Below are 26,269 nucleotides of genomic sequence, written 5' to 3' on the forward strand. Positions count from 1 at the left end.
AGTCGTGCCTTCCGCCGGGGAGCACTGGCTATCGCGGGTCGGTCAGGAAGATGTCCGCCAGGGTGGGGTTGTAGGCGTGCACGAGGATGCCGAAGATGATGGCGTCGAAGGTCAGGTGCACGGTCACCACGTACGGCAATGACCGGGTGCGCTGGAAGATGTAGCCCTGCAGCAGGGCGAAGGGCACCGTGAGCAGCGGACCCCAGCCGCGGTATCCCAGCTCCCACAGGAACGAGACGAACACCACGGACTGCAGCAGGTTCGCCTGCCAGACCGGGAAGTGGTGGCGGAGCAGGGCGAAGACGATGCAGATGAAGAACAGCTCGTCCCACAGGCCGACGCCGTTCACGCCGATGAACAGCCGGACGATCTCGCCGGAGCCGGAGACGTCCGGCCAGTTCCGGTAGGCACCCGACCCCAGGAAGTACACCGGGAGGATCAGGTAGCCCGCGACGACCACCAGCGCCAGGTAGCCGAACTCGAACCCGCTCCACCGGTTCCCGGTTCCGACCGGGAACTTGATGATGTCCTCCCGATACCACCACCGGGAGAGGGCGTAGGGCAGGACGACCGCCGTCGACAGGGTGATCGCGAACCGGGCCATGCCGGCGTTGCTCAGGTCCGCCGCCAACGACATCGTGCTGATGACGACGAGGCCGGTGGAGATGAGGATCAGGTGTCGCAGCAGCAGGCGGTCCACCAGCGCCGCGACGACCAGGCCCACGACGATCAGCGCGTACCCGATCAGTCGCTCCTGCAGGCCGAACAGCGCGACCGCGGAGACCATCACCAGTGCCGCGGCCAGCAGGCGGTTCCACGCGGGCCGCGCGGCGGGCCGGCCCTCGGACCTGCCGGGGGTCGCCGCACCTGCGCTCACCGCGCCAGCATGACCGGACCGGCACCGGCCCGACAACTTCGCCCGCGGTGACGACGTCGACGGATCGGGCGGTCGTCATCAGATGAGGTGCGCCTTGCGCCAGAGGACCTCGCTCGGTCCGCCGATGAGGTGCTGCTCGCGCAGGAACGGCACCAGCTTGCGCGCCGTCCAGCGCAGCATCTCCTGGTGGTGCGGGTTGGCGAGGGCCGCCTTGTGGCCGACGGCCGGGTCGATGCCCACGGACTTGTAGACGTCGCGGTGGATCAGGTTGCGGGCCACGACGAACGCCACCCTCGCCGAGAGGAAGCGGGCGAGCGCGCGCTGAGCCGCGTTCGTCTTCGGCATGATCCGCATGAGCTCCTCGCGGGCGTAGCGGACGTGCCGCGCCTCCTCCGTGACGTGGATCCGGTTGACCATGCGGGTGAGCGGCTGCACGGTGTCGTCCCGCATCGCCTCCCGCTGCAGCTGGTCGAGGATCTCCTCGACGAACAGGGTGCCCGCGAACATCGCGGGGCCGTAGGCGACGGTCTTGAAGAACCGCCCGAGCTCGTGCGTGAGCCGCCGTGGTGCGTAGTCCGGCACGCCGTACCGCTCGGTCATCTTCGCGAACATGATCGAGTGCCGGCACTCGTCGGCGATCTCGGTGAGCGCGTACTGGATGTGCTGGCGGCGCGGGTCGCGGTCGTAGGCGTAGCGCAGCAGCATCTGCATGAGGATGATCTCGAACCACAGGCCGATGCGGGCGATGCTGCACACCTCGTGCACCGACAGCGTGCGCCGCTGCTCCTCGGTGAGGCCCTCCCACAGCTCGGTGCCGTACAGCGAGACCCGGTGGGCCGGCATCGCCCATCCGTCCTCGAGGAGCGGGGCCTCCCAGTCGATGTCGATGCTGGGCTCGTAGGAGTGGTCGAGCGACGAGCGGAGCAGCCGCTCCGCGGTCGCCTCGCGGTCGTTCACCGTCTTGACGTTCATCGCTGGCTCCTCTCAGTGGCGCGACCGATCAACCGGGCGACGAGGCCGGCCGCGAGCGGCGAGCCGTCGAACCGACCTGCGGCCGCGTGCTTGCGGATCTGGCGGGCTGCAGCGGCACCGACCACGCCCGGCAGGTGGCGGGCGGCCCACAGCTCGACGTTCCCGGCGCGGGTGCAGGCGGTGTCGCGCGGCGGCCGCTGCGTGGCGAGCGTCCGCAGCACGGTGCCGACGACGTCCTCGACCTCCTCGCGCCGCACCTGGCCTTCCAGGGTCAGGCCGACCTCGCGCCCGGCGGCGTGGATCCCGGTGCGGACGTAGCCCGGGTAGACGGTGCTGACGTGCAGCTCCGTGCCGTACTCGAGGCGCAGGGCGTCGGCGTAGGCGGACATGCCGCGCTTCGCGACGCTGTAGGCCGAGACGAACGGCAGCGTCACGTACGCCAGCTCGCTGGCGACGAAGACGGCCCGTCCGCGCTGGCCGCCCCGCCCGGCCCGGCCGGCGAGCAGCGCGGGGAGCGCGGCCGCGGTGACGCGCCACGCGCCGAGCAAGTTGACGTCGATGACGCGCAGCGCGTCGGGTTCGAGCGGGCCGCCCGCGTCGTTCGGGATGCCGATGCCGGCGTAGTGCACGACGGCGTCCAGGCCGCCCAGCCGCTCAACAGCCTCCGCGACGGCCGTCTCGACGGCCGAGGTGTCGGTGATGTCGCAGGCGAGCACCCCCTCGCCGCCGGCCACGTCGAGCCCGACCACCTGCGCGCCCTGCTCCCGCAGCCGCGTCACCGTGGGGGAACCGAAGCCGCCGGCCGCGCCGGTGACGAGCACCCGGCCCGGCACCCCGCCGACCGTTCCTGTCCGTGCCATCGAACCAGCCTCCAGACGACACTTGCGTGTTACCGCCGGTAACTGTTACCACAAGTACCGTGCATCGGGACGAAGCTCGTGTCAAGCCGGGAACCTCGGCGGAGCGGCAGCAACGGCGGGCGGAACGCCGCGCCGAGATGGTGCAGGCCGCGATCGAGGCGGTGCGCACGCACGGCCCCGGCGTCTCCGTGGCCGAGCTGGCCGCGGCGGCCGGGATCACCAAACCGGTGCTCTACCGGCACTTCACCGACCGCGCCGACCTGCAGCGAGCCGTCGGGGAGAAGGCCGCTGAGATGCTGCTGGACCGGATGGCACCCGAGATGGACCCCGACCGGGAGCCCATCCAGCTCATCCGCGGCGTGATCGACGCCTTCCTGGCCGGCATCGAGGCCGAACCGCAGCTGTGGCGCTTCGTCGTGCACCACCCGATCGAGCGCGAGACGGGTGCCGAGATCGTCGAGGACGCCCGGCAGCAGATCGCCCGCCTGCTCTCCATGATCATCGGCGAGCGCCTGCGCGCGCTCGGCCTCGACTCCGGCGGCGCGGAGGCGTGGGCCCAGGGCCTCGTGGGCATGGTGCAGAGCGCGGGCGACTGGTGGCTCGAACGCCGCACGATGAGCCGCGCCGCGCTCACCGACTACCTGACCACGCTCATCTGGGGCGGCATCTCGGGCGTCATCGCGATGGCCGACCAGCCGCTGCCGACCCCCACCTCGGAGGTGGACCGTGTCTGACCACGACGAGGGCTACACCGGCCCTGCCGTCCTCACCGTCGACGGCCGGGACGTGCCCGTCCACGCGCAGCTGGACGCCCGGCACGAGCCGCACGACGGGCGGCTGCACTGGTTCGGGCGGATCCGCGTCGAGGACGGGCAGGCGGAGATCCCGAGCGGCACGGTGGAGCTGCGCACCGAGACGGGGCGCGCCGAGACCCGGATCGGCGAGGTCGACCCGTGGGGCCGCTACCGCGTGACCGGCGTCGGCGCCCCGCCGTTCCGGATCGAGGAGCCGGACCTGGACGACTGACGGGTCCGATCCCGCACTGCGGTGCTCCCGAACGCGGATGAGGACGCGGCGGCCGGGTACGCCCCCGCCACGGCGCCGGACGCAGCGGCGCACAGGAAGGGGCCAACAGACATGACCCAGCGCAACACCGTCGTCCGCAGCCTGCACGACCTGACGCTCGCCGCCTGGTTCGGGGGGACGCTGGCCGGCGTGATCGGGATCAACAGCGCAGCCGCGGCCGTGTCCGACGAGCGGGAGCGGCTGCAGGTGGCGAACGCCGGCTGGGCGCGCTGGAGCCGCGTGACGAGCAGTGCCGTGGCGGTGCACCTCGCCACCGCCGCAGCACTGGGCTACGGCAACAAGGGCCGCATGTTCCTGCAGAAGGGCGTCGGCGCGAGCTCGATCGCGAAGACCGCGCTCACCGGGGCCGCCGTGGGCGCCACGGCGTGGAGCGCCGCGCTCGGCCGGAAGCTCGACCAGGGCAGCGGCGCGCCGGTCGAGGGCAGCACCGAGCCGGCTCCCGCCACGCCACCGGACGTCGAGAAGGCGCAGCGGCAGATGCGGGTGCTGCAGTGGGCGGTGCCGGCCCTCACCGGCGCCGTGATCGTGCTGAACGCCGTGCACGGCGAGCAGCAACGCCCGAGCCAGGTGCTGCCGGGCCTGCTGCGCAAGCCCGCGGAGCTGCTGGGCGTCGCCCGATAGGTCGTGAGCGGATACGGGTGCTCCCGCACCCGTATCCGCTCACGGGCTGTCCTCAGCCGATCGTGAAGCCCACGCGGCCGGCCGAGGCCGGTGCGATCTCCACGTAGGCGATCTGGGCGGCGCGGACGAGGTAGCGCCGACCCTTGTCGTCGACGAGGCGGAGCAGGCCGTCCGCGTCCTTGAGCGCGTCGTCGACCAGGGCCTGGACCTCGTCCGGCGTCTGGTCGCTGGACACCACGAGCTCGCGCGCGCTCTCCGCGATGCCGATCTTGACCTCCACCGGTGGACCTCCTGGTCACGTCGTCCGAGCTGCAATGCGCGGCCCAGGCTAGCCGAGCGCGGGGGCGCAGGAGGGTGTGGGCGCTCCGCCCTCGGCGAACGACGGCTAGGTCAGCCCGAGCTTGGCCATCCGCTTGCCGTGGTTGGACTGGAGGCGTTTGAGCAACGCGGCGATACCGGTCAGGTCGCCGGACCCGGACACGATGAACTCGGCGAGCTCGTCGCGTTCTGCGACGATCTGCTGGGCCTGGGTGACGGCCTCGCCGAGCAGGCGCCTGCCCCAGAGCGCGAGCCGGTCGTGCACCTGCCTGCTGCTCTCGCAGGCCGCCTTCACCTCGCGCTCGGCGAACGCGCTGTGGCCGGTGTCGGCGAGCACCTTCTGCACCAGCTCGCCGGTGGGGCCGGGCAGCCAGCCGGCGATCTCGCGGTAGAAGTCGGCCGCGAGCCCGTCGCCGAGGTAGGCCTTGACCAGCGACTCGAGCCAGCTGCGCGGCGCGGTGGACGAGTGGTAGGCGTCCCACTGCGCCACGAACGGGCGCATCGCGTCCTCGACGCCGACCCCGAGCCCTTCCAGGTGCTTCTCGAGCAGCCGGAAATGTCCGATCTCGGCGGCGGCCATGGCGGAGAGCGCGGCCCGTCCGCCGAGGGTGGGCGCGTGCCGCGCGTCCTCGGCCAGACGGTCGAACGCCGACAGCTCCCCGTAGGCCAACACGCCGAGGAGGTCGACGGTCGCCCGATCCGCGACGGCCTCGTCCACCGCCCGCGCAGTCACCATGCTGCGAGCCTAATGCCCTGGCGACCGCCGTGACCGATGTCACGGAGACCGGTTCGATGCCGCCCCGGCCACGGCCCCGCGGCGACCGGTGCCCCCGACGGGCCGCCTGGGTAGCACGTCCGAGCCCGCGAACCGGTAGGATGTGCGGCAGCGCAGCGCCCACGACGGGTGCGCGCCTACGAGCGTCGCCGGCGTGAGCGCGTCGGCTCCGCAACGACATGGTGCGTGCAGCGCCTCGTCAGCTCTCCCGCCTGAGCGCATCACGCGCCGGTGGTCGATGAGCCGGCCTCGGGCTCCTGTGCGCGGAGAGAGGCGATCAACCTGTCCGTCGAGAGCGACACTTCCATCGAGAACCCCCCCACCGCCGACCCGGCCGACGAGGTCGTGGAGGCGCATCCCCTCCAGGCCGGTGCCCCGGTCCGGCCCGAGTCCCCCACGTTCGCCGAGCTCGGCGTCCGGCCCGAGATCGTCAAGGCGCTCGAAGAGGCCGGCATCGTCCGCACGTTCGCGATCCAGGAGCTCACGCTGCCGCTGGCGCTCGCCGGCGAGGACGTGATCGGCCAGGCCCGCACCGGCATGGGCAAGACGCTCGGCTTCGGCGTCCCGCTGCTCCAGCGCGTCGTCCCGCCGTCCGAGCAGCCCGCCGCCGGTGTCGACGGCGAGGCCGCCGACCGCACCAAGGACGTTCCGCAGGCGCTCGTCGTGGTGCCGACGCGCGAGCTGTGCGTGCAGGTCGCCAAGGACATCGCCGACGCCGGCAAGTACCTGGGCATCCGCGTCACCGCCATCTACGGTGGCCGTGCCTACGAGCCGCAGCTCGCCGCCCTGCGCAAGGGCGTCGACGTGGTGGTGGGCACCCCCGGCCGGCTGCTCGACCTCGCGGAGCAGCGCCACCTGGTGCTGGGCCGCGTCAAGGCCCTCGTGCTCGACGAGGCCGACGAGATGCTCGACCTGGGCTTCCTGCCCGACGTCGAGCGCATCATGCGCATGCTGCCGGAGCAGCGCCACACGATGCTCTTCTCGGCCACCATGCCGGGCCCGATCATCCAGCTGTCGCGCACGTTCCTGCACCGCCCCACCCACATCCGGGCGGAGGAGTCCGACCAGGGCTCCATTCACGAGCGCACCCGGCAGCTGGTCTACCGCGCCCACGCGATGGACAAGGTGGAGCTGCTCACCCGCGTGCTTCAGGCCGACGAGCGCGGCCTCACCATGATCTTCGCGCGCACCAAGCGCACGGTGCAGCGGGTGGCCGACGACCTGGCCGAGCGCGGGTTCGCCGCCGCCGCCGTGCACGGCGACCTGGGCCAGGGCGCCCGCGAGCAGGCGCTGCGCGCGTTCCGCTCCGGCAAGGTCGACGTGCTGGTGGCCACCGACGTCGCGGCCCGCGGGATCGACGTCACCGACGTCACGCACGTCGTCAACTACCAGTGCCCCGAGGACTCGAAGACCTACGTCCACCGGATCGGCCGCACCGGCCGCGCCGGCAAGGAGGGCGTGGCGGTCACGCTGGTCGACTGGGACGAGACCCCGCGCTGGAAGATGATCAGCGACGACCTCGGCCTCGGCATCGACGAGCCGGTCGAGACCTACTCCACCTCGGACCACCTCTACAGCGACCTGAGCATCCCCACCAGCGCCACCGGCCGGCTGCCGCGCTCCAAGCGCACCCGGCCCGGGCTGGACGCCGAGTACATCGACACCGAGGGCGACAACGGCTCGAAGCGCCGCTCCGGCCGCTCGAAGCCAGGAGGTCGGCACCCGGAGGACGAGGTCGTGGCGCCCCGGCGCCCGCGGCGCTCCCGGGTGCGCACCCGCAGCCGCGGCGGCATGACGGTCGACGGCGCTACGGAGGGCGGCGCGGAGGGCGGCGCCGGCTCTGACGCAGCGGCCGGCGAGCAGGGCATCGAGCGGGTCGCCCCGGCTGCCGAGGCCTCCGCTCCGCACGCAGGTCCCGAGGCCGGGCCGCGGGCCGACAGCGATCGGCCCCGCAGGCGCAGGCGCCGTGGCGGAGCCCGTCGCCGGGCCTCCGAGACCGGTGGCGACGCGGGCGGCGAGGCGCAGGACGCGGCTGCCAGCTGAACGCCGCACCCGGGGCGGCCGAGATGGCGCCCGAGATCCGTGACCGGCCGCGCCCACCGCGGGTGCGGCCGGAGCGCCGTCGCCGCAGCGACGTGGTCGTCGCGGCGGCGCTCACCGTCATCCTGATCGGCGTCACCGTGGTCCTCTGGGTCACGAGCGACGCCGCGGGCACGTCGTCCCGGCCGGCCGAGGTGCCGATCGTCGCGCCACCGGCCGCGACGGCGGTGCCCACTGCCGTCACCGAGGCGTGGCGCGCACCGAGCGGTGCCACGGTCGCCCCGGTGGTCTCGGGACCGGCCGTCGTCACCGCCGACGGTGACCTCGTCGTCGGGCGCGACGCGCTCACCGGCGAGGAACGCTGGAGCTACGAGCGCGACCGGCCGCTCTGCACGGTCGCGGCCGGGTTCCCCCGGGCCGACGACGGCCGCGGCCGCGTGCTCGCGCTGTACGCAGAGGGCTCCCAGTGGTGCAGCGAGCTCACGGCCCTGCGTCCGGACACCGGCGAGCGGGCCGCGGCGAGCAACCCGGACGTCCGCCCTGGCACCCAGCTGCTCGCCTCCGGCTCGTCGGTAGTCGCCACCGGTGCCGACTACCTGGAGGTCATGCGCAGCGACCTCGTCAAGACGCTCGAGTACGGCGCCGTGCCCATCCCGGTGCAGGTCAAGCAACAGCCGCGGCCGCAGTGCACCCGCGCGTCCACGGCGCTCGGGGCCGACCGGCTCGGCCTCGTCGAGCGCTGCCCCGGCGAGGGGACCGACCGGCTCACGCTCGTCGCCACCGACGGGGAGAAGGGCGCCGAGCAGCCGGAGGTCCACTTCTCGGTCCTGCTGCCCGGCACGGGTGCGGTGATCGTGGCGGTGTCGGCCGAGCGGGTGGCCGTGGCGCTGCCCGGACCACCTCGGCTGCTCCTGTTCGACCACGCGGGCCAGCAGGTGGCCGAGCACCCGCTGGACGTGCCGGAGTCCGAGCTCACCGACCCGCCGGGCGGGGTGGCGGCCACCGTCACCCGCGACCGCCGGGTCAGCTGGTGGACGGGGTCGCGGACGATCTCGCTGGACGGCCAGGACCTCACCCCGCAGTGGACCGTGCGGGACGCGCTCGGCCCGGCCGTCCCCTACGCCGACGCGCTGCTCGTCCCGGTGCCGGGCGGGCTGCGGGTGCTCGACGCGGCCGGCACCGAACTGCGCACGATCCCGGTGGACCGGCCGCCCGGCCCGGTGCGGCCGGCCACGCTCGGCGTGATGTTGCTCGAGCAGCGAGGCGGTGAGGTGGTCGCGCTGCGGCCGGCCTCCCCGTAGCCCGAGCGGCCCGATCGGGTGATGCTGGTGGGGTGAGCACCGCATCGCCCCCTCCCACCACCACGAGCGAGTGGCTCTTCCCACCGGGCAGCGCCACCCGTCGCGTCATCGGCGACCCGGCCGCCCTCGTCGGCGGTATCAGCGCCCTGTTCCTGCAGGCCCTGCACCCGCGCGCGATGGCGGGGGTCGAGCAGCACTCGTCGTTCCCGGCCGACTTCTGGCCCCGGCTGGAGCGCACCGTCGGCTACGTCACCACGCTCGCGTTCGCCGACCTGGCCACCGCCGAGAAGGCTGCCGCCCGCGTGCGGGCGATCCACCGGCGGGTGCACGGCGTGGACCGGGTGACCGGCCTGCCCTACTCGGCCGACGACCCAGACCTGCTGCGCTGGGTGCACGTCAGCGAGGTCAGCTCGTTCGCGGCCGCCGTGCGGCGACTGGGCGTGATCGACGGGGACGAGGAGGACCGGTTCCTGGCCGAGCAGGTGCGGGCGGGCGAGCTGCTGGGCGGCACCGACCTGCCGGCCGACCGCGCCGCGGTGGAGGCCTACTTCGCGGCCGTCCGGCCGGAGCTCGTGGCGAGCCCCGTGGCCCGGCGGGCCGCGGCGCGGCTGCTGCTCGCCCCGTTGCCGTGGCGGCTGGCGGTTCTCACGCCCGCCCGGCCCGCGTGGACGTTCCTGGCCGGCGTCGCCGTCGGGCTGCTCCCCGACTGGGCGAAGCAGCTGTACGGGATCCCGCGGCTCCCCGGCTCGGACGCCGCCACCACCGCCGGGCTCGCCACGGTGCGCGCGGCGTTCCTGACCTTCAGGCGAGCCACTGGACGCCCAGCACCACCACGGTGAGCGCCACGACGCCGCAGGCCGCTCCGACCGCGGCCAGGCCTGCGGTCCGGTCGGCCCGGCGCTGCACCAGCACCGCAACGGCCGCGGCGACGGCGTGCCCGGCGATCGCGACGATGCCAGGGCCCGGCACGGCGCGTTGCTGCGCCGCGATCCCGGCGACGAGCAGCGCCACCGCCAACGCCACGAGCCCGCCTGCGAGCACCCCGGAGAACCCGCGCAGCACGCGGATCCCCCGGTTCTCGGGGCGGCGCCCTACGGCGCGAGACCGGCCCACGGCACCTCCTCGGGGGCGGCCGCCCTGCCCTCTGGGCAGTGCCGGCGCACGTCGCAGCTGCCGCAGCGCGGGGCGGGGCGCGGCGGGAAGAGGGCGTCCGGGTTGCCGCCGGCGGCGAGCTCGTCCGCGGCGGCGTCGAGCTCGGCCGCGCTCGTCTCGGCCCGTGCGACGTGCTCCCGCAGCGACGCCGCGTCGTGCCGCCAGGCCGCGACCGTGCCGCTCGGCACGTGGTGCAGCTCCACCTGGGTGCACGTCCGGCGCAGCGTGCGCTCCACCCCCACGGCGTAGAGGGCCAGCGCCTGCGACGCGGCGGCGTCGGCCGGGGTCGGGGTGCGCCGCCCGGTCTTGTAGTCCACCACCACCAGCTCGGCGCCGCGCCGGTCGATCCGGTCGACCCGCCCCTCGGCGACGATCCGCTCGGTGGCCGCGGACACCCACCGCTCGAGGGCGACCGGCTCTGCGTCGGGGTCCAGCTCGGCGACGTACTCGGCCAGCCAGCCGCGGGCGCGCTCGCGGTACTCCGCGGCCTGGTCGGCGTCGCGGAACCCCTCGCTGTTCCAGTACCGGTCCACGAGCCGGGCCGCCGCGCGCGGGGTGCGTTCGGCGGGCGGGAGGTCGAACAGCGCCCGCAGCGCGAGGTGCACTACGGCACCGAGCGTGCTCCCCGCCCGGGCGCCGCCGCGCGGCGGCGCGGGCCGGTCGAGGTAGGTCATCCGGTAGCGACGCGGGCAGTCGTCCCAGGTGCCGAGCTTGGACGGCGTGACGCGCACCAGCCGGGTGGTGGCGAAGTCGAACCCGAGCTGCGCGCCGTCCACCCGAGCACGGTAACGGTCAACCTGTGAGCACCTCGACACCGGTAGTGGTGTCGAGCAGCTGCTCCAGGGCCTCGGGGGCGGTGGTCTCGAGCGCGATCGGGGTGGTCTTGTTGGTGCCGTGGTAGTCGCTCGACCCGGTGGGGGCGAGCCCGGTGTCGGCGGCGAGGCGTCGCAGCAGCTCGCGGTCCTCGGGGGTGTGGTCGGGGTGGTCGACCTCCACGCCCACGAGCCCGGCGCCCGCCAGCTCGGCGATCACCGACGGCTCCACCACCCGCCCGCGCCTGCGGGCCAGGGGGTGTGCGAACACGGTGAACCCACCCGCGGCACGCACCATGTCGATGGCGTCCCGCACGGGGGTGTCGGTCTTCGGCACGAAGTAGGGGCTGCCGTTGTAGAGGAGCTCGGCGAAGGCCTCGGTGACCGAGCCGACCACGCCCGCCGCGACGAGCGCCCGCGCGAGGTGCGGCCGCCCGGCGCTCGCCCCCTCCGGCAGCAACGCGAACACCGCGTCGGGGTCGACCGGGTAACCGTCGGCGGCCATCTTCTCGGTCATCCGCCGCAACCGATCCACGCGCTCGCCCCGCAGCCGAGCCTGCTCGGCCACGATCGCCGGGTGCTCCGGATCGAACTGGTATCCGAGCAGGTGCACCGCCACGGGCCGATCACCGCGACCGGTGGGGCTGACGCACGAGAACTCCGCCCCGCGCAGCAACCGCATGCCCGGCGGCAGCGCCGCCGCGGCCTCCGCCCACCCCGCTGTCGTGTCGTGATCGGTGATCGCGAGCACGTCCACGCCCGCGGCCGCCGCCACGGCGACGAGCTCGGCCGGGCGGTCGGTGCCGTCGGACGCGTTGGAGTGGGTGTGGAGGTCGATGCGGGGGCGGCGGGGCACGCCTGAGGTTATCGTGACGCCATTTGACGAGGTCAGCGGCGCCAGCGCGGCCGAGCGAGCATGCCGGTGGCGCGCGTCTTGCCCTTCTCGCCGAACACGAGCTCGGACAGCGCCTCGTAGATCTCCTCGGGGCGCGGCAGGTAGTCGATCCGGTTGAGCGCCTGGATCTGACCCGCCGACTCCACGACGATGGTGCCGTAGCCGAACATGCGACCGCCGAGCGTGCGCTGGAACGTGAGGTCGGTGACCTTGCCCAGCGGCATCATGCCGACGTTGTGGGTGATGATGCCCTGCGCCAGCATCACCCGCTTGTCGGTGATCACGATGCGCTCGATCCACCAGAGGATCGTGAGCACCGTGAACCGCAGCACCGCCACCAGCGCGAGGTACCAGGCGATGTTGTCGACCAGGACGCTGTCGGGCAGCATCCGCTCCCCGATCACCAGCGCCAGCAGGAACAGCGACGTCGAGCTGACGTGATTCATCATCACGGCCCAGTGCTGGCGCACGCGAATCACCCTGCGCTCCGTGGGGAGCAGGTACTCGTCGATCTCGCGGGGCGCGAGCACGGCGCTAGACGAGTTGGGTGACGAAGCGGATGACGGACTCCGCGCCGTCCCTGAGCGTGGTGCCGACGCTCGTGACGGACCCGGCCGCGTTGTCCGGCTGAGTGAAGACGAAGAAGAGGAGCAGCGCGATCGCGAGCAACCCGACGATCTTCTTGACGTTCACCACAACCACCGTTCTGACTGGACGGAGACCTGCACTTGATTTGTACCGCACCGATCGTGTCCAGGGTATCCGGCGCGCGGGCACGTATGGTCGTCGTTGATGACATTGGGTGAGGATCTCGTCCCCTGTGTGGGGGCACTGGCCTACGACCACTCGGGCAGGCTGCTGCTCGTTCAGCGGGCCAACGAGCCTGGTCGGGGCCTCTGGTCACTGCCGGGAGGCCGGGTCGAGCCGGGCGAGGACGACGCAGCGGCACTCGTCCGGGAGATGGCCGAGGAGACCGGCCTCATGGTCCAGCCGGGTGATCTCGTCGGGCGAGTCCGACGGGGGCACTTCGAGATCGCGGACTACCGCTGCCGCGTGGTGGGCGGCACCCTCCTCGCCGGCGACGACGCGCTGGACGCGCGGTGGTGCGACGCCGCCACGCTGCTCGAGCTCCCGCTCGTGCCGCTGTTGCTGGAGACGCTGCGGGAATGGGGCGCGCTCCCCCGTTGATGGGGAGGTCCTGACCGGGTCGAGACCGGCCGAGCACCGTCAGCCGTCGACGTCCGGGAACGCGACGAACCGCACGAGGACCCTGCGGGCGTCGTCCGACGGTGGGTCGGCGGCAGCGGCATAGCGGTTGAAGAGCTCCATGTAGTCCGACCAGAACGCCATGAGCTGGTCGCGATCGAGGCGCAGCGCGCCACGCGCGAAGAGCAGCGCGTCGCCCCACTCACCCAGTGCCTCCCGCTCCCGCTGGAACCGGGCGAACGCCTCGATGTCCTGTGTCACGCCCTGACGGCTGAACTCGTCGTAGGCCGCGCGCATGTCGGCGCTCATCGCGCTGCGCGAGGGGAACCGGAGGTCCTGGCGCCGGGCCCGCCACCAGCGCTCGCGGCCCTGTCCCCGTTCCGGCACGTCCTCGACGAAGCCGTGCTCGGCGAGCTGGCGCAGGTGGTAGCTGGTGGCTCCGGTGTTCTCCCCGAGCGCGCGGGCGAGCGTGGTGGAGGTGGCCGGCCCCTCCCGGTCCAGCGTGCGCAGGATCCGCTGCCGCAGCGGGTGGGCGAGCGCCTTCAGGGCGGCGGGATCGGTGAGCTCTCGGGGTTGTCCCTGATGTGCCATCCCGGGCGACGCTAGCAGACTTCCCTTTGCAGAGCTTTCTGTGCAAAGCTTTCTCTGCAGCCGGAGGAGCAGCTCATGCCCATGCTCGGAACCGCCTTGGCCACTACCGCGGCCGCCGTGATCGCCGCCCTGCCGGGCCCGCCGCCGGCACCGCCGCCGGTGGACGCCGGGGTCGTCCGGACCCAGCTCGCCGTGCCGACCGCCGACGGGTTGGTCCTGCCGGCCACGCTGCACGTCCCGGCGGACGCCCCGCCCGGCCTGCCCGGCATGGTGCTCGTGCACGGCGCCGGACCGGGCCCGCGGGAGCGGCTCCGAGCCGAGGCCGAGGCCTTCGCGCGGGCCGGTATCGCGACGCTCACCTACGACAAGCGCACCGTGGGCTACTCGCTGATGGAGCGCTCCTACTCGCAGCTGGCCGACGACGCGATCGCGGCCGCGGCGGTGCTGCGGGCCCGGATCGAGATCGATCCGGGCGAGGTCGGGTTCTGGGGCCTCAGCGAGGGAGGCTGGGTGGCGCCGCTCGCCGCGTCCCGGGACCCGAGCACCGCGTTCCTCGTGGTGGTCGGCGCCAACGGCGTGCCGCCCCTGCGCCAGCAGACCTGGGCGGACGCGAGCGGGCTGGAGCACGCGGGCGTGCGCGGCTCCCTCGTCGACGCGGAGTCGCGCACCCTGTACCGCCTGCTCTCGGGCGCGGGCGTCTTCCCGGAGCCGTACCACGACCCCGGCCCACCGCTGCGCTCGCTCACGCTGCCGGTGCTAGCGGTCTGGGGCGCGCTGGACCGGGCGACGCCGCCGGTCGAGAGCGCCGCTGCCTACCAGCAGTTCCTCGACCAGGCCGGCAACCGGCACTACACCCTGCGCACCATCGACGGCGCCGATCACGCCCTACGCGCCAGCGCCACCGGCTACGACAAGGGGCCCGGGTTCGTTCCCGGCTACGTCGAGCTCGTCGGCTCGTGGGTCGCGGACGTCGCGGCCGGCCGGGCCCCCGCTACGTCGTCGACGGGCCGCGGCGACCAGCATCGCGCGACGGCCGAGGTGCCCCCGCTCGCCTGGTACGAGTCGGTGCCGGTGCAGGCCGGTGCGCTCGCCGTGATGATGGCGGGCTTCACCGGGCTCGGGTTCACCGCGGCCTGGCGCAGGCTCCGGGGCCGCCCGGCCCGGCCCGCACCGTGGTCGGCGCGGGTGCTCGCAGGCGCAGGCGTCGTCGCCGTGCCCGGCTGCCTGCTCTACCTGGGATCGGTGATGATGTCGAGGCGCGGCGCGCCGGACCCGGGGCCGATGATCGCCGGCCGGCCGCTGCCGTGGCTCTTGCTCCAGGCACTCGCCATCGTCGCCACCTGCGCCACGGTGGCGTTCGCCGCGCGGACCGTGCGCCGGGGCGGCGACGGCTCGCGGGACGCGCTGCTCGTCACCGCCGGGGTGGTGTTCGTCCCGTGGGCCGCCTACTGGGGCCTCCTCCTGCCGTGACCGTCGATTCGGCCAGGCGCGTGCGGCGACCCGCGGTCTTCTTTCTCCGAGGAATTCCTCAGGACCGGAGCAATACGCCACCACGAATCGTCGTCGGGAAATGCGACGGGAACGAGTTCCCACATTCGGGTGACCAATTGCCGAAAGGTGCGTTCGTGGCTAGCTGACCGGCATGGCTCCGCCGCCGAACACCAGCGCGGCTTCCCGCCCCTTCGCCTGGTTCTCCGTGACGTACGGCCGCAGCCTCGCCTCGTACGCGGCGAACGCCGCCGCGTGGTCGCCTCCCGAATCGGCCAGCTGCCCGGCCAGCACCCGCGCGCCGATCAACGCCTGTGACGTGCCCATACCGCTGGTCGGCGCAGCGCAGTAGCCCGCGTCGCCGACCAGCGCCACCCGGCCGCGCGACCAGCTGTCGAGGTGGACCTGCCCGGCGGAGGCGAAGTAGAAGTCGTCGGCCTCCGCCATCGCGTCCAGCAGGCGCGGCACCTCCCAGCCGTGCCGGCCGAACGCGTCCCGGACCGCCGCTTCCTGTTCGCCCCGGCTACGTCGATCGAGGGCTGCCGACGCGGTGGCGAAGGAGAGGCTGACCGTGAGCCGGTCCGGGTCGCCGGCGCTGAACAGGTAGACCGCAGCGCCCTCGGCCTGCTGCAACACGCCGACGCGGTCGAGGCCGAGGTGGTTGGGGGCGCTGAACCCGGCGCCGGACATGCCCAGGTGGCGCACCGTGTCGGTGTGTGGACCGAAGGCCAGCTGCCGGACCTTGGAGTACAGCCCGTCGGCACCGATCACCAGGTCGAACTCGCGCGGGCCGCCGCCCTCGAACTCGACCGCGAATCCGGAGTCGCGCGGGGTGAGCGTGCTGATCGAGTCCCCGAACACGTACTCGACGTCGTCGGCGGTGATCCGATGCAGGATCCGGGTCAGCTCCCGTTTCGGCACCTCGAGCTCGCCTGCGAACACCTCGGCGGGCAGCCGCCCGGTCTCGGCGCCCGTTCCGTCGACGAGGACGACGCCACGCATCCCCGTGTCGAGCCCGCGAACCTCGTCGAGGATGCCCATCTCGTCCAGCACGTCGAACGCCGGGCCACGGAAGTCCACCGCGTAGCCGCTGTCGCGCACGGCGGGCGCGCGTTCGACCACGGTCACGTCGTAGCCCACGCGCTGCAGGAAGTGGGCGAGCGCGGGCCCGGCCACGCTCGCACCCGAGATCAGCACCCTCGTCTTCGCCATGGGTGCGACCCTAGCCGCTGCTTATCCAACCGGTCAATCCATATGGATAAACCGTTCGGTCAAATCGATCGGTACGCTCCGGCCATGGGAAACCGGGAGGATCTGCTCGCGGGGGCGAAGCGCTGCCTCGTCGAGCGCGGCTGGGCCCGCACGACGGTCCGCGACATCGCCGCGGCCGCAGGGGTCAACCACGCCGCGATCGGCTACCACTTCGGCTCCCGCGACGCGCTGCTCACGCAGGCACTGGTGGAGTCGGTCGACGAGCTCGCCGACGAGCTCGCCCGCCTGCCCGGGGGCGGGCCGGAGCAGCGCTGGCAGGCGCTCATCGACACCTTCACGACGCACCGAGCGCTGTGGGTCGCCCAGCTGGAGGCGGTCGTGCAGGCGGAACGGTCCGCCGAGGTGCGCGAGCACCTCGCGAGGGGTCAGCGCGATGCGCGGGAGGGACTCGGCGGTTCGGTGCCGCTCGCGCTGCTCACCGGCCTGATGCTGCAGTGGCTCGTGGACCCCGATCAGGCGCCGTCGAGCACCGACGCGATCGCCGAGCTGCGCTCGCTCGCCGCAGAGCTGTGACCGTGCTGCCCGCGGGCGGCGTCAGAGCCTCGGCTCGGGCCGCGCCGGCTGCTCCCCGCCGCGGGCATCGCCGTAGGAGCGCTTGGGCACCATCACCTTGCGCCGGAACGTGCACACCACGGTGCCGTCCTGCTTGTAGCCGCGGGTCTCGACGTACACCACGCCGCGGTCGTCCTTCGACCGCGACTCGGTCTTGTCCAGCACCTCGGTCTCGCCGTAGATCGTGTCGCCGTGGAAGGTCGGCTTGACGTGCTTGAGCGACTCGACCTCGAGGTTCGCGATGGCCTTGCCGGAGACGTCCGGCACCGACATGCCCAAAAGCAGCGAGTAGATGTAGTTGCCCACGACGACGTTGCGCCCGAAGTCGGTGGTCTCGCCCGCGTAGTGCGCGTCCAGGTGCAGCGGGTGGTGGTTCATCGTGAGGAGGCAGAAGAGGTGGTCGTCGTACTCGGTGACCGTTTTGCCCGGCCAGTGCTTGTAGACCGCGCCGACCTCGAACTCCTCGAAATACCGGCCGAACTGCAACGCCGCCGCCTCCATCGCCGATGACCAGGACAGGTGGGGGTAATCTAGCTCCTGGACCTACCGTGTCCGCGACTTTCGCGGGCATGGTCCTGCACACACCGACGAGGAGGTGAGCGCGGTGCCGACGGCACCCGGATGCAGTAGTCGCCGCGTTCCCGACACGGTGACTGGCTGACGGTCTCCCCGGTCGGGACGCGATCTCCACGCGCGCCGCGAGCTCTGCTCCGCGCGACCCCGACCGATCTCTCGGAGGTACGCCGTGCCGCCCCTGTCCGCCCTCCGCCCCGCCATCCGCGCCCACCGCCAGGTGCGCCGGGACACCGTGCTGTCGACCAAGCTGCGCGTTCCGATCTCGGCCTACGTCGTCGACTGCGCGGTGTACGCCGACGGGAAGCGGCTGCCCGGGCGCTTCACGCACGAGCGCGCACTCGCCGAGGTTCGCGAGCGCAACGACGCCTTCGTCTGGATCGGGCTGCACGAGCCGGACGAGGAGCAGATCACCGGCATCGCCGACATCTTCGGGCTGCACGAGCTGGCCGTCGAGGACGCGGTGCACGCCCACCAGCGCCCCAAGCTGGAGCGCTACGACGACATGCTGTTCATGGTGCTCAAGACCGTCTGCTACCGCGGGCGGCCGGAGGAGGGCGCCGAGCACGAGATCGTCGAGACCGGCGAGGTCATGGTGTTCCTCGGCCCCGACTTCGTGATCACGGTCCGCCACGGCGACCACTCCTCGCTGCGCGATGTCCGCCGCAAGCTCGAGGACGACCCGGAGCAGCTCGCGCTCGGCCCCGCCGCGGTGCTGCACGCCATCGCCGACCACGTCGTGGACAGCTACCTCGAGGTCACCGCGGCAATCGAGGACGACATCGAGGAGATGGAGACCCAGGTCTTCGCGCCGCGGTCGAGCCCCGACTCCGAGCAGATCTACGTCATGAAGCGCGAGGTGCTCGAGCTGAAGCGCGCCGTGGTCCCGCTCGGGGCGCCGGTGCGCAAGCTCACGGAGGGCTACAGCTCGCTCGTGCCGCACGACGTGCGGTCGTACTTCCGCGACGTCGACGACCACCTCGTGACCGTCACCGAGCGGATCGCGGGCTTCAACGAGCTGCTCTCGACTCTGATCGACGCTGCGCTCGCCAAGATCACGCTTCGGCAGAACACCGACATGCGCAAGATCTCGGCGTACGTCGCGATCATCTCGGTCCCGACGATGATCGCCGGGATATACGGGATGAACTTCGACTACATGCCCGAGCTCGGCTGGACCTACGGCTATCCGACGGTCCTGCTCGTGATCGTCGTCAGCTGTCTCACCCTGTTCAGGGTGTTCCGCCGCAACCAGTGGCTCTGAGCTCTAGCCTGACGACGTGAAGACCGGTCCGCTCCGCCTGCTCCGGCGTCCGGCGTGGTCCGACCAGCGACCGACGTGGGCCGACGCCAAGCCCGGGGTCATCCGGGCCGCCCTGCGTCGCGCACTGGAGCGCCCGACCGGCGGCTGGTACGTGCTCGCCGCCAGCCGCGAGGTGCGGCCGGGGCGGGCGTTCGGTCGTGTCGTCGCCGGGCGCGAGATCGTGGCGTGGCGGGACGAGGCAGGCGCCATCCACGCCGGCCCTGGCGCGTGCCCCCACCTCGGAGCCGCGTTGTGCGACGCCCCCGTGCACCAGGGCCGGGTCGTGTGCCGGTGGCACGGGCTCGCGCTCGGCGCCGACGGCAGGCCCGGGTGGCGCCCGCTGCCGGCCCACGACGACGGGGTGTTGGCCTGGGTCCGGCTCGACGAGCCGGGCATCGACCCGACCGACGCCCCGATCCTCGGGCCGCGCCCACCTGCCGACCGCAGCGTGCCGGCCGTCGCCACCGTGATCGGCCGCTGCGAGCCGCAGGACGTGGTCGCCAACCGGCTCGACCCGTGGCACGGCGCCTGGTTCCACCCCTACTCGTTCACGGCGCTGCGGGTGCTGAGCGCACCGCCGATCGACTGCCCGCCCACCGAGGACCGCTTTCTCGTCGAGGTGACGTTCACGGTCGGGAAGCATCTGGGCGTACCGGTGCACGCCGAGTTCACCTGCCCCGACGCCCGCACGGTGACCATGTGCATCGTCGACGGCGAGGGCACCGGATCAGTGGTCGAAACCCATGCCACGCCGCTGCGGCCGGGCCCGGACGGCCTGCCCCGCACCGCCGTCATCGAGGCGGTGGTGGCGCACTCCGACCGTCCGGGCTTCGGCCACGCACGGCGCGTCGCCGCGGCGTTGCGCCCCCTGATGGGCGCGGCCGCGCGACGGCTGTGGCGCGACGACATCGCCTACGCCGAGCGCCGCTACGAGGTGCGCTCCCCCCGCTGACCCGGCGCCGCCCGCCGGGGGACACCGGCCGTCAGCACCAGCGCGCCGCAGAGGAGCAGGCCGCCCGCGATCCCGGACGCGCCCAGCCGATCGCCGAGCAGCACGGCCGACAGCACCGCCGACGTCACGGGCTCGAGCAGCGCCATCAGCACGCCCACCCCGGCCGCGGCGGTGCGCAGCCCGCGGAAGTAGCAGGTGTAGGCCACGGCGGTGGGCACGAGCCCGAACGCGAGCAGCAGCCCGAACGCGGTCGGCGTGGGGGCGAAGGCGAGTCCCGAGGTCGTCACGGCGAGCGGAGCCAGCAACGCGCCGCCGACCGTGAACCCGATGCCGGTGGTCGTCATGGCGTCGAGGCTGGGAACGGGACGGGCGCCCAGCAGCGACATCACGGTGAACCCCGCCGCCGCGACCAGGGCGAACGCGGCGCCTGCCACCACCGCCCCCGCCGACGGGCCACCGTCGGCCGGGACCCCGACGAGCAGCACGAGACCGCAGAGCGCCAGCCCGACGGCGACGAGTCCGCGGCGGTCGGCGGAGCGCGGCCGCGCGATCAGCACGAGCACCGGTGACGATCCGATGGTCACCAGCGTGGCCACGCTCACCGAGGTGAACGACACGGCCGTGAAGTACGCGACCTGGAACAGGGCCGCCAGCGCTCCGACGGCGGCGATGCGGGCCCACGCGGTTCTCGACCGCGGCAGGGGCGCCCCCTTGACCAGGAGATACGCGACGAGGAGCAGGCCGCCGACGGCCAGCCGGTAGGTCGCGACCGCAGCCGCGGAGAGCCCGGTGGCATCACCGAGCATGCGGCCGAACAGGCCGCCGGTCCCCCAGAGGATCCCGGCGGCGACGAGGAAGGACACCCCGGAGGACGGGGTGGTGCGAACGATGGACACGGGTGCACGCGCTCCTGCGACGTAGGAAAGGGGTCGCTGAAGCGGGGCCGATCAGGCCCGGGAAGATCCGCCCGCCTGGCGGGCGGCGACGTGGACGGCCCCGCTAGGAGTGGGGCGGCGGGGTGATCGGGTACATCCGGTGCACGCCCCCACCCTACCGGCCGTGCTCAGGGCTGAATCGGGGCGAGCGCCCGCCGCCAGTGCTCGGTGACCGACCGCCGCAACCGTTCGGTGTCGGCGGCCCCCGGATCGAGCAGCCGTTGCAGCCCGATCCCGCGGAGCTGCCCGACGATCGCGACGGCGACCTCCTCGGGCACGGCATCGGGGTGGATGGTGCCGTCGCTCGTTCCGGCTGCGACGTCCTCGCGCAGGTCGGCGCGGAACGCCTCGTCCCGCTCGCGGAAGATCGGGGCGAGCTCCGACGCGGTCGCGGCCTCCGCCCACAGCAGGAGGAACGCCCGGTTCAGCACGCCCACCTCGCCGAGCGCCCCGATGTACCCGTCGATCAGCCGCAGGAGCCGTTCCCGACCGGGTGGCAGATCGGCCAGCCCGGGCACGAACCCGGTCTGGGTCGTACGCGCGAGGCGTTCCAGGAGCGCCTGCTTGGACCCGAAGTGGTGGCTCACGAGCCCCCGGCTGTATCCGGCCCGCTCGCTGACGCGGGCCAGCGTCAGCGAGCGCACGCCCTGTTCCACGACCAGTTCGGCGGCGGCGTGGAGCAACGCGGCCTCGGCCTGGTCACGGCGCTGCTTCTGGGTGCGGCGGGCGGTGGTCACGATGCGAGCATACAACAAACTGGTCGTTCAGCCAACAAGTGTGCAATGCTGGGGTGGTTGCCGACGAGGAGGATCCGATGATCGAAGTGGATGAGCGCGCCGTGGATGCCATGCTGGCCGAGGACCCGGGTGGTCCCGTCGTGATGCTGAACCTGCTGCGGTTCCGCCCGGACGGCGGCCGGGACAGCTACCGGCGCTACGCCGAGGCGCTCGGCCCGGCGATCAACGCCCGGTACGGGGTGCAGGTGGAGTACCTGGGTGACGCGGGGCGCGCGCTGGTGGCCGAGGACGGGCAGGCCTGGGACATGGTCCTGCTGGTCCGCTACCCGAGCCGCCAGGCGTTCGCCGACATGCTGCGCGACCCCGAGTACCGCACGGCGTCCCGGTTGCGCAGCGAGGCGCTGGTGGAGTCGGTCCTGCAGCCGACGGTGCCGCTGAGCGGCCTGGTCTGAGCCTCAGGCAGGCGGCTTCGTCATGTCGATGCCTTCGGCCGGTGTGATCGCTTCCGGGTCGATGTCCGCCGCGGCGGCAGGGGCGGCCGTGGCAGCAGTCGGGTCGGGCGGTCGCCTGCCGAGGAACGTGTGCACGATGTGCTGCTGCCAGCCCGGGACCGTCTGCACCCGGATGTCCTCGAAGCCGGCCGAGATGAGGCGCCCGGTGAGGGCCTTGATGCCGTCGAACTGCAGCGCGCTGCGCCACAGGTAGCGGTAGAGGTCGGTGGAGCCGGCGCGGATTCGCGCCATGGGGATGATCACGCCCCAGCAGACCATCGTCCAGACGACGCGGCTGCGCAGCGAGTCGCGCACGGAGTACTCGTGGATCGCGAGCGGTGCGCCGGGACGCAGGAGCCGGTGGAACTGGCGCAGCGCGGCGTCCTGGTGCACCAGGTTGCGCAGGATGTACGCGGCGAGGATCCCGTCGAACGGCCCCACGATGCCGCTCATCGCCAGGTTCTCGGCGTTTCCGTGCACGAACCGGACCGTGCGCGGCCACGTCTTGCGGTGCGCCTGCGCGAGCATCTCGGCCGACGCGTCGACGGCGATGATCTCCGCCTCGGGGGCGGCGTCGAGCAGGGCGGCGGTGGAGGCGCCGGTACCGCATCCGACGTCGAGCAGCCGCAGGCCGCGGCCCCGGTTCGGTATGCCCATCCGCTTGGCGGTCAGCCGCAGATGCGCGTGGTAGCCGGGGTTGGAGCCGACGAGCTTGTCGTAGGTGCGCGCGTGGGCGTCGAACGAGCGCGCGACCCCGCCTCGCTCGATCGGACCTGGCTTCGGAGGCACACCCCGCATCCTGGCAAATCTGCGCCCCCACGTCGCGGTACCCGTAGGCTGAACGGGATGGTCCGCGCCCTTGCCGTCAGCGACGAGGTCGAGGCCGCACTCTGCGCAGGCGCGGCCGGGCGACTGGGTGTCGGTCTCGTCATCGCGGCCGGTGACCTGCCGTTCGACTACCTGGCCGAGCTCTGCGACCAGGTCGACCGCCCCGGCGTGCTCGTCCCCGGTAACCACGACCCCGACATCTCGGGCTACTCGCAGCGAGCCGGGATGTGGCTGCGCGCCGGGTTGCCGGCGCGCTGGCCGGGCCCCGCGGGTTTCGTCGACGCCGACGGCCGCGTGGTCGACGTCGCCGGGGTGCGCGTGGCCGGCCTCGGCGGCTGCGTGCGCTACCGGCCCGGACCGAACCAGTGGACCCAGGCCCAGCAGGCCCGCCGGGCCCGGCGGCTGGTGCGGGCCGCGCGGCGGCGCACCCGGGCCGACGGCAGACCGGTGGACGTGCTGCTCACGCACGCCCCGCCGCGCCACTGCGGCGACCGCCCCGACCCGCCGCACCACGGGTTCGAGTGCCTGCACGACGTGGTCGCGGCGCTGCGTCCGCGCCTGCTCGTGCACGGCCACATCCACCCGTACGGCGAGCGTGTCCCGGACCGGATGATCGGGAACACCCGCGTGGTGAACGTCGTGGGCCGAAAGCTGCTGGAGCTGTAGCCGCGATGGCGGACACGGGGTTCCCCAACGTCGATGCGGAGCACGACTTCCTGCGAGCCCGCCGCAAGGAGGTGCTCTCGCGGCTGGCGGCGTGGCTGCGCCGCGAGCCGGACGACATCTCGGAGGTCCTGCCGTTCGACGAGGTCGTGTCCGCGCTCGGCCGCACGGGCGAGAGGCGGCTCGGGCTGCAGGTCATCCCGCTCGACTCGATCGTGGGCAGCGTCGACCGCACCCGCGACTTCGACCGCTGGTTCCGCCCGCGATCCGGCCGCAGCCGGGAGCGGTGGGAGCGGCTGGCAAGGGCGCAGCGCCGCGGCGAGGCGATCCCGCCGATCGACGTCTACCGCGTGGGCGAGCTGCACTTCGTCAAGGACGGACACCACCGGGTCTCGGTGGCGCACGCGCTCGGCTTCCGCTCGATCGACGCCTTCGTCACGGAGGTCACCACGAAGATCGACGCCACCGGCATCTCCCGGCGGGGCGACCTCATCACCAAGGACCTGCGCCGGGTGTTCCTCGACCGGGTGCCGCTGCCCGGGCCCGCGCTCGCGACCATCCTCGTGACGACCGCGTGGTCGTACGCGCTGCTCAGCGAGGAGGTGGAGGCGTGGGGCTTCCGGCTCATGCAGCAGGAGCGCCGCTTCCTCGACCGCGAGACGGTGGCCCGGCGCTGGTACGCGGAGGAGTACCGCCCCGTGGTGCGGATGCTCGCCCAGGCCGACCTGATCGGCGAGCGCACCGAGGCCGAGGCGTACCTGCACCTGGCCGGCCAGCGGTACAAGCTGATGCGCACCCACCGCTGGGACGACGAGGTGATCGAGCGCCTGCGCTCCGACAAGGACGACTGACTGCGAACGTCGGCGAGGTGGCTCCACCGGCGTGCTGTGCCGGCGGAGCCACCTCGCTGTCACACCGGTCCTAGCCCGCCGCGACGGGGGTGCTCTCGCGGGTGGTCAGGTTCTTCCCGCTCGCCGGTTCGAACACCTGGATCTTGCCGGTGTCGACCCACACCTCGGAGCGCTCACCCTGACGCACGCCGGACTCCGCCGACAGGCGGGTGACCAGCGTGCCCGAGTCGCCGCCGGGCACGTCCGCCGTGCCGGCGTCGGCGGCCAGGTCGGCCAGGTCGTCGGACATGGCCTGCTCGCCCTCCACGCTGAAGTAGGCGAACTTGTCCGAGCCCATCGACTCCAGCACGTCGACCTGTGCGGTGAACACAGCGCCCCGGGACTTCTGTTGCTCCTCCACGAGCGTGGCGTCCTCGAAGTGCTCCGGCCGGATGCCGATGATCACTTCGCGGGGCGCGTTGCCCGCCTCGAGGGTGCGGCGCAGCTCGTCGGTGATCGGCAGGTCCCCCAGCGGGGTGCGGAACACGCCCTCCTCCGCCTTCGCGGGCAGGAAGTTCATGGCGGGCGAGCCGATGAACCCGGCGACGAAGAGGTTGGCCGGGGTGTCGTAGAGCACCTGCGGGGAGCCGATCTGCTGGATCTTCCCGCCGCGCATGACGACGATCCGGTCGCCGAGCGTCATCGCCTCGGTCTGGTCGTGGGTGACGTAGACCGTGGTGGTCTGGAGGCGGTGCTGCAGCTTCGAGACCATCGTGCGCATCTGCACGCGCAGCTTGGCGTCGAGGTTGGACAGCGGCTCGTCCATGAGGAACGCCTTCGGGCTGCGGACGATCGCACGGCCCATCGCCACCCGCTGCCGCTGGCCGCCGGACATGTTGGCGGGCTTGCGGTCCAGGTGGTGGGTGAGGTCGAGGATCTGCGCGGCCTCCTCGACCTTGCGGTTGATCTCCGCCTTGTCGACCTTGGCGAGCTTGAGCGGGAAGCCCATGTTCTCGCGCACCGTCATGTGCGGGTAGAGCGCGTAGGACTGGAACACCATCGCGATGTCGCGGTCCTTCGGCGCCTTCTCGTTGACGCGCTCGCCGCCGATGCGCAGCTCACCGTCGGAGATGTCCTCGAGCCCGGCGATCATGTTGAGCGTGGTCGACTTCCCGCACCCGGACGGGCCGACCAGGATGATGAACTCGCCGTCGGCGATCTCGAACGTGGCGTTGTCGACGCCGATCGTTCCGTCGGGGTAGCGCTTGGTGATGTGGTCCAGGACGATGTCAGCCACTTTCTCAGCCCTTCACTGCGCCGGAGGTCAGACCGGCGACGATGCGCCGCTGGAAGAAGAACACGAAGATGATGATCGGGATCGTGAGCAGCACCGCGGCCGCCGCGATCGAGCCGGTCGGCTCGGCGAACTCGCTGGCCCCGGTGAAGTTCGCGATCGCGACGGTGGCCGTCTGCGAGCGTTCGGTGGAGGTCAGCGAGAGTGCGAACAGGAAGTCGTTCCAGCAGAAGATGAACACCAGGATGGCGGTGGTGAACACGCCGGGCGCGGCGAGCGGCACGATCACCGACCGGAACGCCTGCAGCGGGGTGGCACCGTCCATCTTGGCGGCCTTCTCCAGCTCCCACGGGATCTCGCGGAAGAACGCCGAGAGCGTGTAGATCGCCAGCGGCAGCGAGAACGTGATGTAGGGCAGGATCAGGCCGGGCCACGTGTCGAACAGGCCGATGGCCCGTTCGATGTCGAACAGCGGGCTCACCAGCGAGATCGGCGGGAACATCGCGATCAGCAGCGAGATGCCCACGAGCAGGCCCTTGCCGGGGAACCGCAGCCGGGCGATCGCGTACGCCGCCATCGTGCCGATCACGACGGCGAGCACGGTTGCGATGATCGCGATGCCGATCGAGTTGATCAGCGCGCTGGTGAACAGCGAGACCCCGAACACCTGGGCGTAGTTCTCGAGCGTCCATTCCCGCGGGATGAAGTTGCCGTCGGTGATGGTGCTCGCCGGCTTGAACGACAGGCTGAGGATCCACAGCACCGGGACGAGCGCGTAGATCAGCACCAGCGTGTTGGCCACGGCCCACTTGCTCTTCGCGGCTCCGGTCGTCGCGACGGCCATG

32 protein-coding genes are annotated in these 26,269 nt (G+C 72.7%); 14 read left to right on the top strand and 18 right to left on the bottom strand.

Going from position 1 to position 26,269, the window contains the following annotated elements; translation table 11 throughout:
- Positions 1 to 28: 28 nt before the first annotated feature.
- The 3 genes from FB388_RS28980 to FB388_RS28990 form a co-directional block, all read right to left on the bottom strand.
- Positions 29 to 877, bottom strand: a complete 849-nt coding sequence (locus tag FB388_RS28980; RefSeq protein ID WP_211362259.1) for a CPBP family intramembrane glutamic endopeptidase — start codon at positions 875 to 877, stop codon at positions 29 to 31.
- Between the two features lie 78 nt (positions 878 to 955).
- Complete coding sequence (locus FB388_RS28985) at positions 956 to 1,849, bottom strand: AurF N-oxygenase family protein (protein ID WP_142105276.1); 894 nt, start codon at positions 1,847 to 1,849, stop codon at positions 956 to 958.
- Positions 1,846 to 2,709: an SDR family NAD(P)-dependent oxidoreductase gene (locus FB388_RS28990; protein WP_142105277.1), complete on the bottom strand. Its 864-nt coding sequence runs from the start codon at positions 2,707 to 2,709 to the stop codon at positions 1,846 to 1,848. Before FB388_RS28990 ends, FB388_RS28985 begins: the two co-directional genes overlap by 4 nt.
- Positions 2,710 to 2,768: 59 nt before the next feature.
- On the opposite strand from FB388_RS28990, the gene FB388_RS28995 reads away from it, so the two are divergent.
- From FB388_RS28995 to FB388_RS29005, 3 genes are all read left to right on the top strand, one after another.
- Complete coding sequence (locus FB388_RS28995) at positions 2,769 to 3,443, top strand: TetR family transcriptional regulator (RefSeq protein WP_246122487.1); 675 nt, start codon at positions 2,769 to 2,771, stop codon at positions 3,441 to 3,443.
- Positions 3,436 to 3,735, top strand: coding sequence for a DUF4873 domain-containing protein (locus tag FB388_RS29000; RefSeq protein WP_142105278.1), 300 nt, complete (start codon positions 3,436 to 3,438; stop codon positions 3,733 to 3,735). Before FB388_RS28995 ends, FB388_RS29000 begins: the two co-directional genes overlap by 8 nt.
- A gap of 111 nt (positions 3,736 to 3,846) precedes the next feature.
- Complete coding sequence (locus FB388_RS29005) at positions 3,847 to 4,416, top strand: hypothetical protein (RefSeq protein WP_142105279.1); 570 nt, start codon at positions 3,847 to 3,849, stop codon at positions 4,414 to 4,416.
- A gap of 52 nt (positions 4,417 to 4,468) precedes the next feature.
- Here FB388_RS29005 and FB388_RS29010 read toward each other — a convergent pair whose 3' ends face one another.
- Both FB388_RS29010 and FB388_RS29015 read right to left on the bottom strand, forming a co-directional pair.
- Positions 4,469 to 4,696, bottom strand: coding sequence for a DUF3107 domain-containing protein (locus tag FB388_RS29010; protein WP_142105280.1), 228 nt, complete (start codon positions 4,694 to 4,696; stop codon positions 4,469 to 4,471).
- 105 nt (positions 4,697 to 4,801) lie between these two features.
- Positions 4,802 to 5,470, bottom strand: a complete 669-nt coding sequence (locus FB388_RS29015) for a ferritin-like fold-containing protein (protein WP_142105281.1) — start codon at positions 5,468 to 5,470, stop codon at positions 4,802 to 4,804.
- A gap of 270 nt (positions 5,471 to 5,740) precedes the next feature.
- Here FB388_RS29015 and FB388_RS29020 point away from each other — a divergent pair, with 270 nt between their 5' ends.
- Genes FB388_RS29020 through FB388_RS29030 form a run of 3 tightly spaced genes read left to right on the top strand, consistent with a single transcriptional unit; the run spans position 5,741 to position 9,689 of the window.
- Positions 5,741 to 7,552 carry a DEAD/DEAH box helicase gene (locus FB388_RS29020; RefSeq protein ID WP_170225877.1) on the top strand — a complete coding sequence of 604 codons (1,812 nt, stop codon included), beginning with the start codon at positions 5,741 to 5,743 and terminating at the stop codon, positions 7,550 to 7,552.
- A gap of 23 nt (positions 7,553 to 7,575) precedes the next feature.
- Positions 7,576 to 8,850, top strand: a complete 1,275-nt coding sequence (locus FB388_RS29025; RefSeq protein WP_142105282.1) for an Rv3212 family protein — start codon at positions 7,576 to 7,578, stop codon at positions 8,848 to 8,850.
- A 32-nt stretch (positions 8,851 to 8,882) separates the two neighbouring features.
- Positions 8,883 to 9,689: an oxygenase MpaB family protein gene (locus FB388_RS29030; RefSeq protein ID WP_142105283.1), complete on the top strand. Its 807-nt coding sequence runs from the start codon at positions 8,883 to 8,885 to the stop codon at positions 9,687 to 9,689.
- Here FB388_RS29030 and FB388_RS29035 read toward each other — a convergent pair.
- The 5 genes from FB388_RS29035 to FB388_RS39670 are packed head-to-tail and all read right to left on the bottom strand — an operon-like array spanning position 9,652 to position 12,402.
- The gene (locus FB388_RS29035) at positions 9,652 to 9,963 is read right to left on the bottom strand and encodes a hypothetical protein (RefSeq protein WP_142105284.1); all 312 of its coding nucleotides are present in this window, start codon (positions 9,961 to 9,963) and stop codon (positions 9,652 to 9,654) included. The genes FB388_RS29030 and FB388_RS29035 overlap by 38 nt on opposite strands.
- The gene (locus FB388_RS29040) at positions 9,942 to 10,778 is read right to left on the bottom strand and encodes a RecB family exonuclease (protein WP_142105285.1); all 837 of its coding nucleotides are present in this window, start codon (positions 10,776 to 10,778) and stop codon (positions 9,942 to 9,944) included. The genes FB388_RS29035 and FB388_RS29040 overlap by 22 nt, the downstream gene beginning before the upstream one ends.
- Positions 10,779 to 10,794: 16 nt before the next feature.
- Positions 10,795 to 11,670, bottom strand: a complete 876-nt coding sequence (locus tag FB388_RS29045) for a PHP domain-containing protein (protein WP_142105286.1) — start codon at positions 11,668 to 11,670, stop codon at positions 10,795 to 10,797.
- 32 nt (positions 11,671 to 11,702) lie between these two features.
- Positions 11,703 to 12,239: a PH domain-containing protein gene (locus tag FB388_RS29050; protein ID WP_142105287.1), complete on the bottom strand. Its 537-nt coding sequence runs from the start codon at positions 12,237 to 12,239 to the stop codon at positions 11,703 to 11,705.
- A 4-nt stretch (positions 12,240 to 12,243) separates the two neighbouring features.
- Positions 12,244 to 12,402: a hypothetical protein gene (locus tag FB388_RS39670; RefSeq protein ID WP_170225713.1), complete on the bottom strand. Its 159-nt coding sequence runs from the start codon at positions 12,400 to 12,402 to the stop codon at positions 12,244 to 12,246.
- 99 nt (positions 12,403 to 12,501) lie between these two features.
- Here FB388_RS39670 and FB388_RS29055 point away from each other — a divergent pair, with 99 nt between their 5' ends.
- Entirely contained in the window at positions 12,502 to 12,897 is a 396-nt protein-coding gene (locus FB388_RS29055) for an NUDIX hydrolase (RefSeq protein ID WP_142105288.1), read from the top strand.
- 39 nt (positions 12,898 to 12,936) lie between these two features.
- Here FB388_RS29055 and FB388_RS29060 read toward each other — a convergent pair whose 3' ends face one another.
- Entirely contained in the window at positions 12,937 to 13,506 is a 570-nt protein-coding gene (locus FB388_RS29060; RefSeq protein ID WP_142105289.1) for an ArsR/SmtB family transcription factor, read from the bottom strand.
- A 75-nt stretch (positions 13,507 to 13,581) separates the two neighbouring features.
- On the opposite strand from FB388_RS29060, the gene FB388_RS29065 reads away from it, so the two are divergent.
- Positions 13,582 to 14,976 (top strand): alpha/beta hydrolase family protein, encoded by a 1,395-nt coding sequence (locus FB388_RS29065; protein WP_142105290.1) that lies wholly within the window; start codon positions 13,582 to 13,584, stop codon positions 14,974 to 14,976.
- Between the two features lie 159 nt (positions 14,977 to 15,135).
- Here FB388_RS29065 and FB388_RS29070 read toward each other — a convergent pair whose 3' ends face one another.
- Complete coding sequence (locus FB388_RS29070; RefSeq protein WP_142105291.1) at positions 15,136 to 16,206, bottom strand: FAD-dependent monooxygenase; 1,071 nt, start codon at positions 16,204 to 16,206, stop codon at positions 15,136 to 15,138.
- Between the two features lie 84 nt (positions 16,207 to 16,290).
- On the opposite strand from FB388_RS29070, the gene FB388_RS29075 reads away from it, so the two are divergent.
- Positions 16,291 to 16,779: a TetR family transcriptional regulator gene (locus FB388_RS29075; protein ID WP_142105292.1), complete on the top strand. Its 489-nt coding sequence runs from the start codon at positions 16,291 to 16,293 to the stop codon at positions 16,777 to 16,779.
- Positions 16,780 to 16,800: 21 nt separating this feature from the next.
- Here the strand turns inward: FB388_RS29075 and FB388_RS29080 are convergent, their stop codons facing one another.
- Complete coding sequence (locus FB388_RS29080; RefSeq protein WP_142105293.1) at positions 16,801 to 17,304, bottom strand: MaoC family dehydratase; 504 nt, start codon at positions 17,302 to 17,304, stop codon at positions 16,801 to 16,803.
- Positions 17,305 to 17,563: 259 nt separating this feature from the next.
- On the opposite strand from FB388_RS29080, the gene corA reads away from it, so the two are divergent.
- Together corA and FB388_RS29090 are read left to right on the top strand one after the other, a co-directional pair.
- Positions 17,564 to 18,655, top strand: a complete 1,092-nt coding sequence (gene corA, locus FB388_RS29085; RefSeq protein WP_142105294.1) for a magnesium/cobalt transporter CorA — start codon at positions 17,564 to 17,566, stop codon at positions 18,653 to 18,655.
- A 16-nt stretch (positions 18,656 to 18,671) separates the two neighbouring features.
- Positions 18,672 to 19,646: a DUF5914 domain-containing protein gene (locus tag FB388_RS29090; RefSeq protein ID WP_142105295.1), complete on the top strand. Its 975-nt coding sequence runs from the start codon at positions 18,672 to 18,674 to the stop codon at positions 19,644 to 19,646.
- On the opposite strand, the gene FB388_RS29095 is transcribed toward FB388_RS29090, so the two are convergent.
- A complete protein-coding gene (locus tag FB388_RS29095) occupies positions 19,622 to 20,542 on the bottom strand; it encodes an EamA family transporter (protein WP_211362260.1) in 921 nt (306 codons plus the stop codon). The genes FB388_RS29090 and FB388_RS29095 overlap by 25 nt on opposite strands.
- A gap of 167 nt (positions 20,543 to 20,709) precedes the next feature.
- Positions 20,710 to 21,318 (bottom strand): TetR/AcrR family transcriptional regulator, encoded by a 609-nt coding sequence (locus tag FB388_RS29100; protein ID WP_142105296.1) that lies wholly within the window; start codon positions 21,316 to 21,318, stop codon positions 20,710 to 20,712.
- Positions 21,319 to 21,395: 77 nt separating this feature from the next.
- On the opposite strand from FB388_RS29100, the gene FB388_RS29105 reads away from it, so the two are divergent.
- Complete coding sequence (locus FB388_RS29105) at positions 21,396 to 21,770, top strand: DUF1330 domain-containing protein (protein WP_142105297.1); 375 nt, start codon at positions 21,396 to 21,398, stop codon at positions 21,768 to 21,770.
- A 3-nt stretch (positions 21,771 to 21,773) separates the two neighbouring features.
- Here FB388_RS29105 and FB388_RS29110 read toward each other — a convergent pair whose 3' ends face one another.
- On the bottom strand, positions 21,774 to 22,598 hold the full coding sequence (locus FB388_RS29110; RefSeq protein ID WP_246122488.1) for a class I SAM-dependent methyltransferase: 825 nt from the start codon (positions 22,596 to 22,598) through the stop codon (positions 21,774 to 21,776).
- 57 nt (positions 22,599 to 22,655) lie between these two features.
- Between FB388_RS29110 and FB388_RS29115 the strand changes: the two genes are divergently transcribed.
- Together FB388_RS29115 and FB388_RS29120 are read left to right on the top strand one after the other, a co-directional pair.
- Positions 22,656 to 23,303 carry a metallophosphoesterase family protein gene (locus FB388_RS29115; RefSeq protein ID WP_142105299.1) on the top strand — a complete coding sequence of 216 codons (648 nt, stop codon included), beginning with the start codon at positions 22,656 to 22,658 and terminating at the stop codon, positions 23,301 to 23,303.
- Positions 23,304 to 23,308: 5 nt separating this feature from the next.
- Complete coding sequence (locus FB388_RS29120; protein WP_142105300.1) at positions 23,309 to 24,151, top strand: ParB N-terminal domain-containing protein; 843 nt, start codon at positions 23,309 to 23,311, stop codon at positions 24,149 to 24,151.
- Positions 24,152 to 24,221: 70 nt separating this feature from the next.
- Here FB388_RS29120 and FB388_RS29125 read toward each other — a convergent pair whose 3' ends face one another.
- Positions 24,222 to 25,427: an ABC transporter ATP-binding protein gene (locus FB388_RS29125; protein ID WP_142105301.1), complete on the bottom strand. Its 1,206-nt coding sequence runs from the start codon at positions 25,425 to 25,427 to the stop codon at positions 24,222 to 24,224.
- A gap of 4 nt (positions 25,428 to 25,431) precedes the next feature.
- Complete coding sequence (locus FB388_RS29130) at positions 25,432 to 26,268, bottom strand: carbohydrate ABC transporter permease (RefSeq protein ID WP_142105302.1); 837 nt, start codon at positions 26,266 to 26,268, stop codon at positions 25,432 to 25,434.
- Between the last annotated feature and the right edge of the window lies 1 nt (position 26,269).

Origin of the sequence: Pseudonocardia cypriaca, assembly GCF_006717045.1 — a bacterium.
GTDB lineage: Bacteria > Actinomycetota > Actinomycetes > Mycobacteriales > Pseudonocardiaceae > Pseudonocardia > Pseudonocardia cypriaca.

Coding starts and splice junctions, on each gene's coding strand:
- FB388_RS28985 (WP_142105276.1), bottom strand. CDS start 1,849: ATGAACGTCAAGACGGTGAACGACCGCGAGGCGACCGCGGAGCGGCTG.
- FB388_RS28990 (WP_142105277.1), bottom strand. CDS start 2,709: ATGGCACGGACAGGAACGGTCGGCGGGGTGCCGGGCCGGGTGCTCGTC.
- FB388_RS29005 (WP_142105279.1), top strand. CDS start 3,847: ATGACCCAGCGCAACACCGTCGTCCGCAGCCTGCACGACCTGACGCTC.
- FB388_RS29015 (WP_142105281.1), bottom strand. CDS start 5,470: ATGGTGACTGCGCGGGCGGTGGACGAGGCCGTCGCGGATCGGGCGACC.
- FB388_RS29025 (WP_142105282.1), top strand. CDS start 7,576: ATGGCGCCCGAGATCCGTGACCGGCCGCGCCCACCGCGGGTGCGGCCG.
- FB388_RS29055 (WP_142105288.1), top strand. CDS start 12,502: ATGACATTGGGTGAGGATCTCGTCCCCTGTGTGGGGGCACTGGCCTAC.
- FB388_RS29060 (WP_142105289.1), bottom strand. CDS start 13,506: ATGGCACATCAGGGACAACCCCGAGAGCTCACCGATCCCGCCGCCCTG.
- FB388_RS29065 (WP_142105290.1), top strand. CDS start 13,582: ATGCCCATGCTCGGAACCGCCTTGGCCACTACCGCGGCCGCCGTGATC.
- FB388_RS29070 (WP_142105291.1), bottom strand. CDS start 16,206: ATGGCGAAGACGAGGGTGCTGATCTCGGGTGCGAGCGTGGCCGGGCCC.
- FB388_RS29075 (WP_142105292.1), top strand. CDS start 16,291: ATGGGAAACCGGGAGGATCTGCTCGCGGGGGCGAAGCGCTGCCTCGTC.
- FB388_RS29105 (WP_142105297.1), top strand. CDS start 21,396: ATGATCGAAGTGGATGAGCGCGCCGTGGATGCCATGCTGGCCGAGGAC.
- FB388_RS29115 (WP_142105299.1), top strand. CDS start 22,656: ATGGTCCGCGCCCTTGCCGTCAGCGACGAGGTCGAGGCCGCACTCTGC.
- FB388_RS29120 (WP_142105300.1), top strand. CDS start 23,309: ATGGCGGACACGGGGTTCCCCAACGTCGATGCGGAGCACGACTTCCTG.
- FB388_RS29130 (WP_142105302.1), bottom strand. CDS start 26,268: ATGGCCGTCGCGACGACCGGAGCCGCGAAGAGCAAGTGGGCCGTGGCC.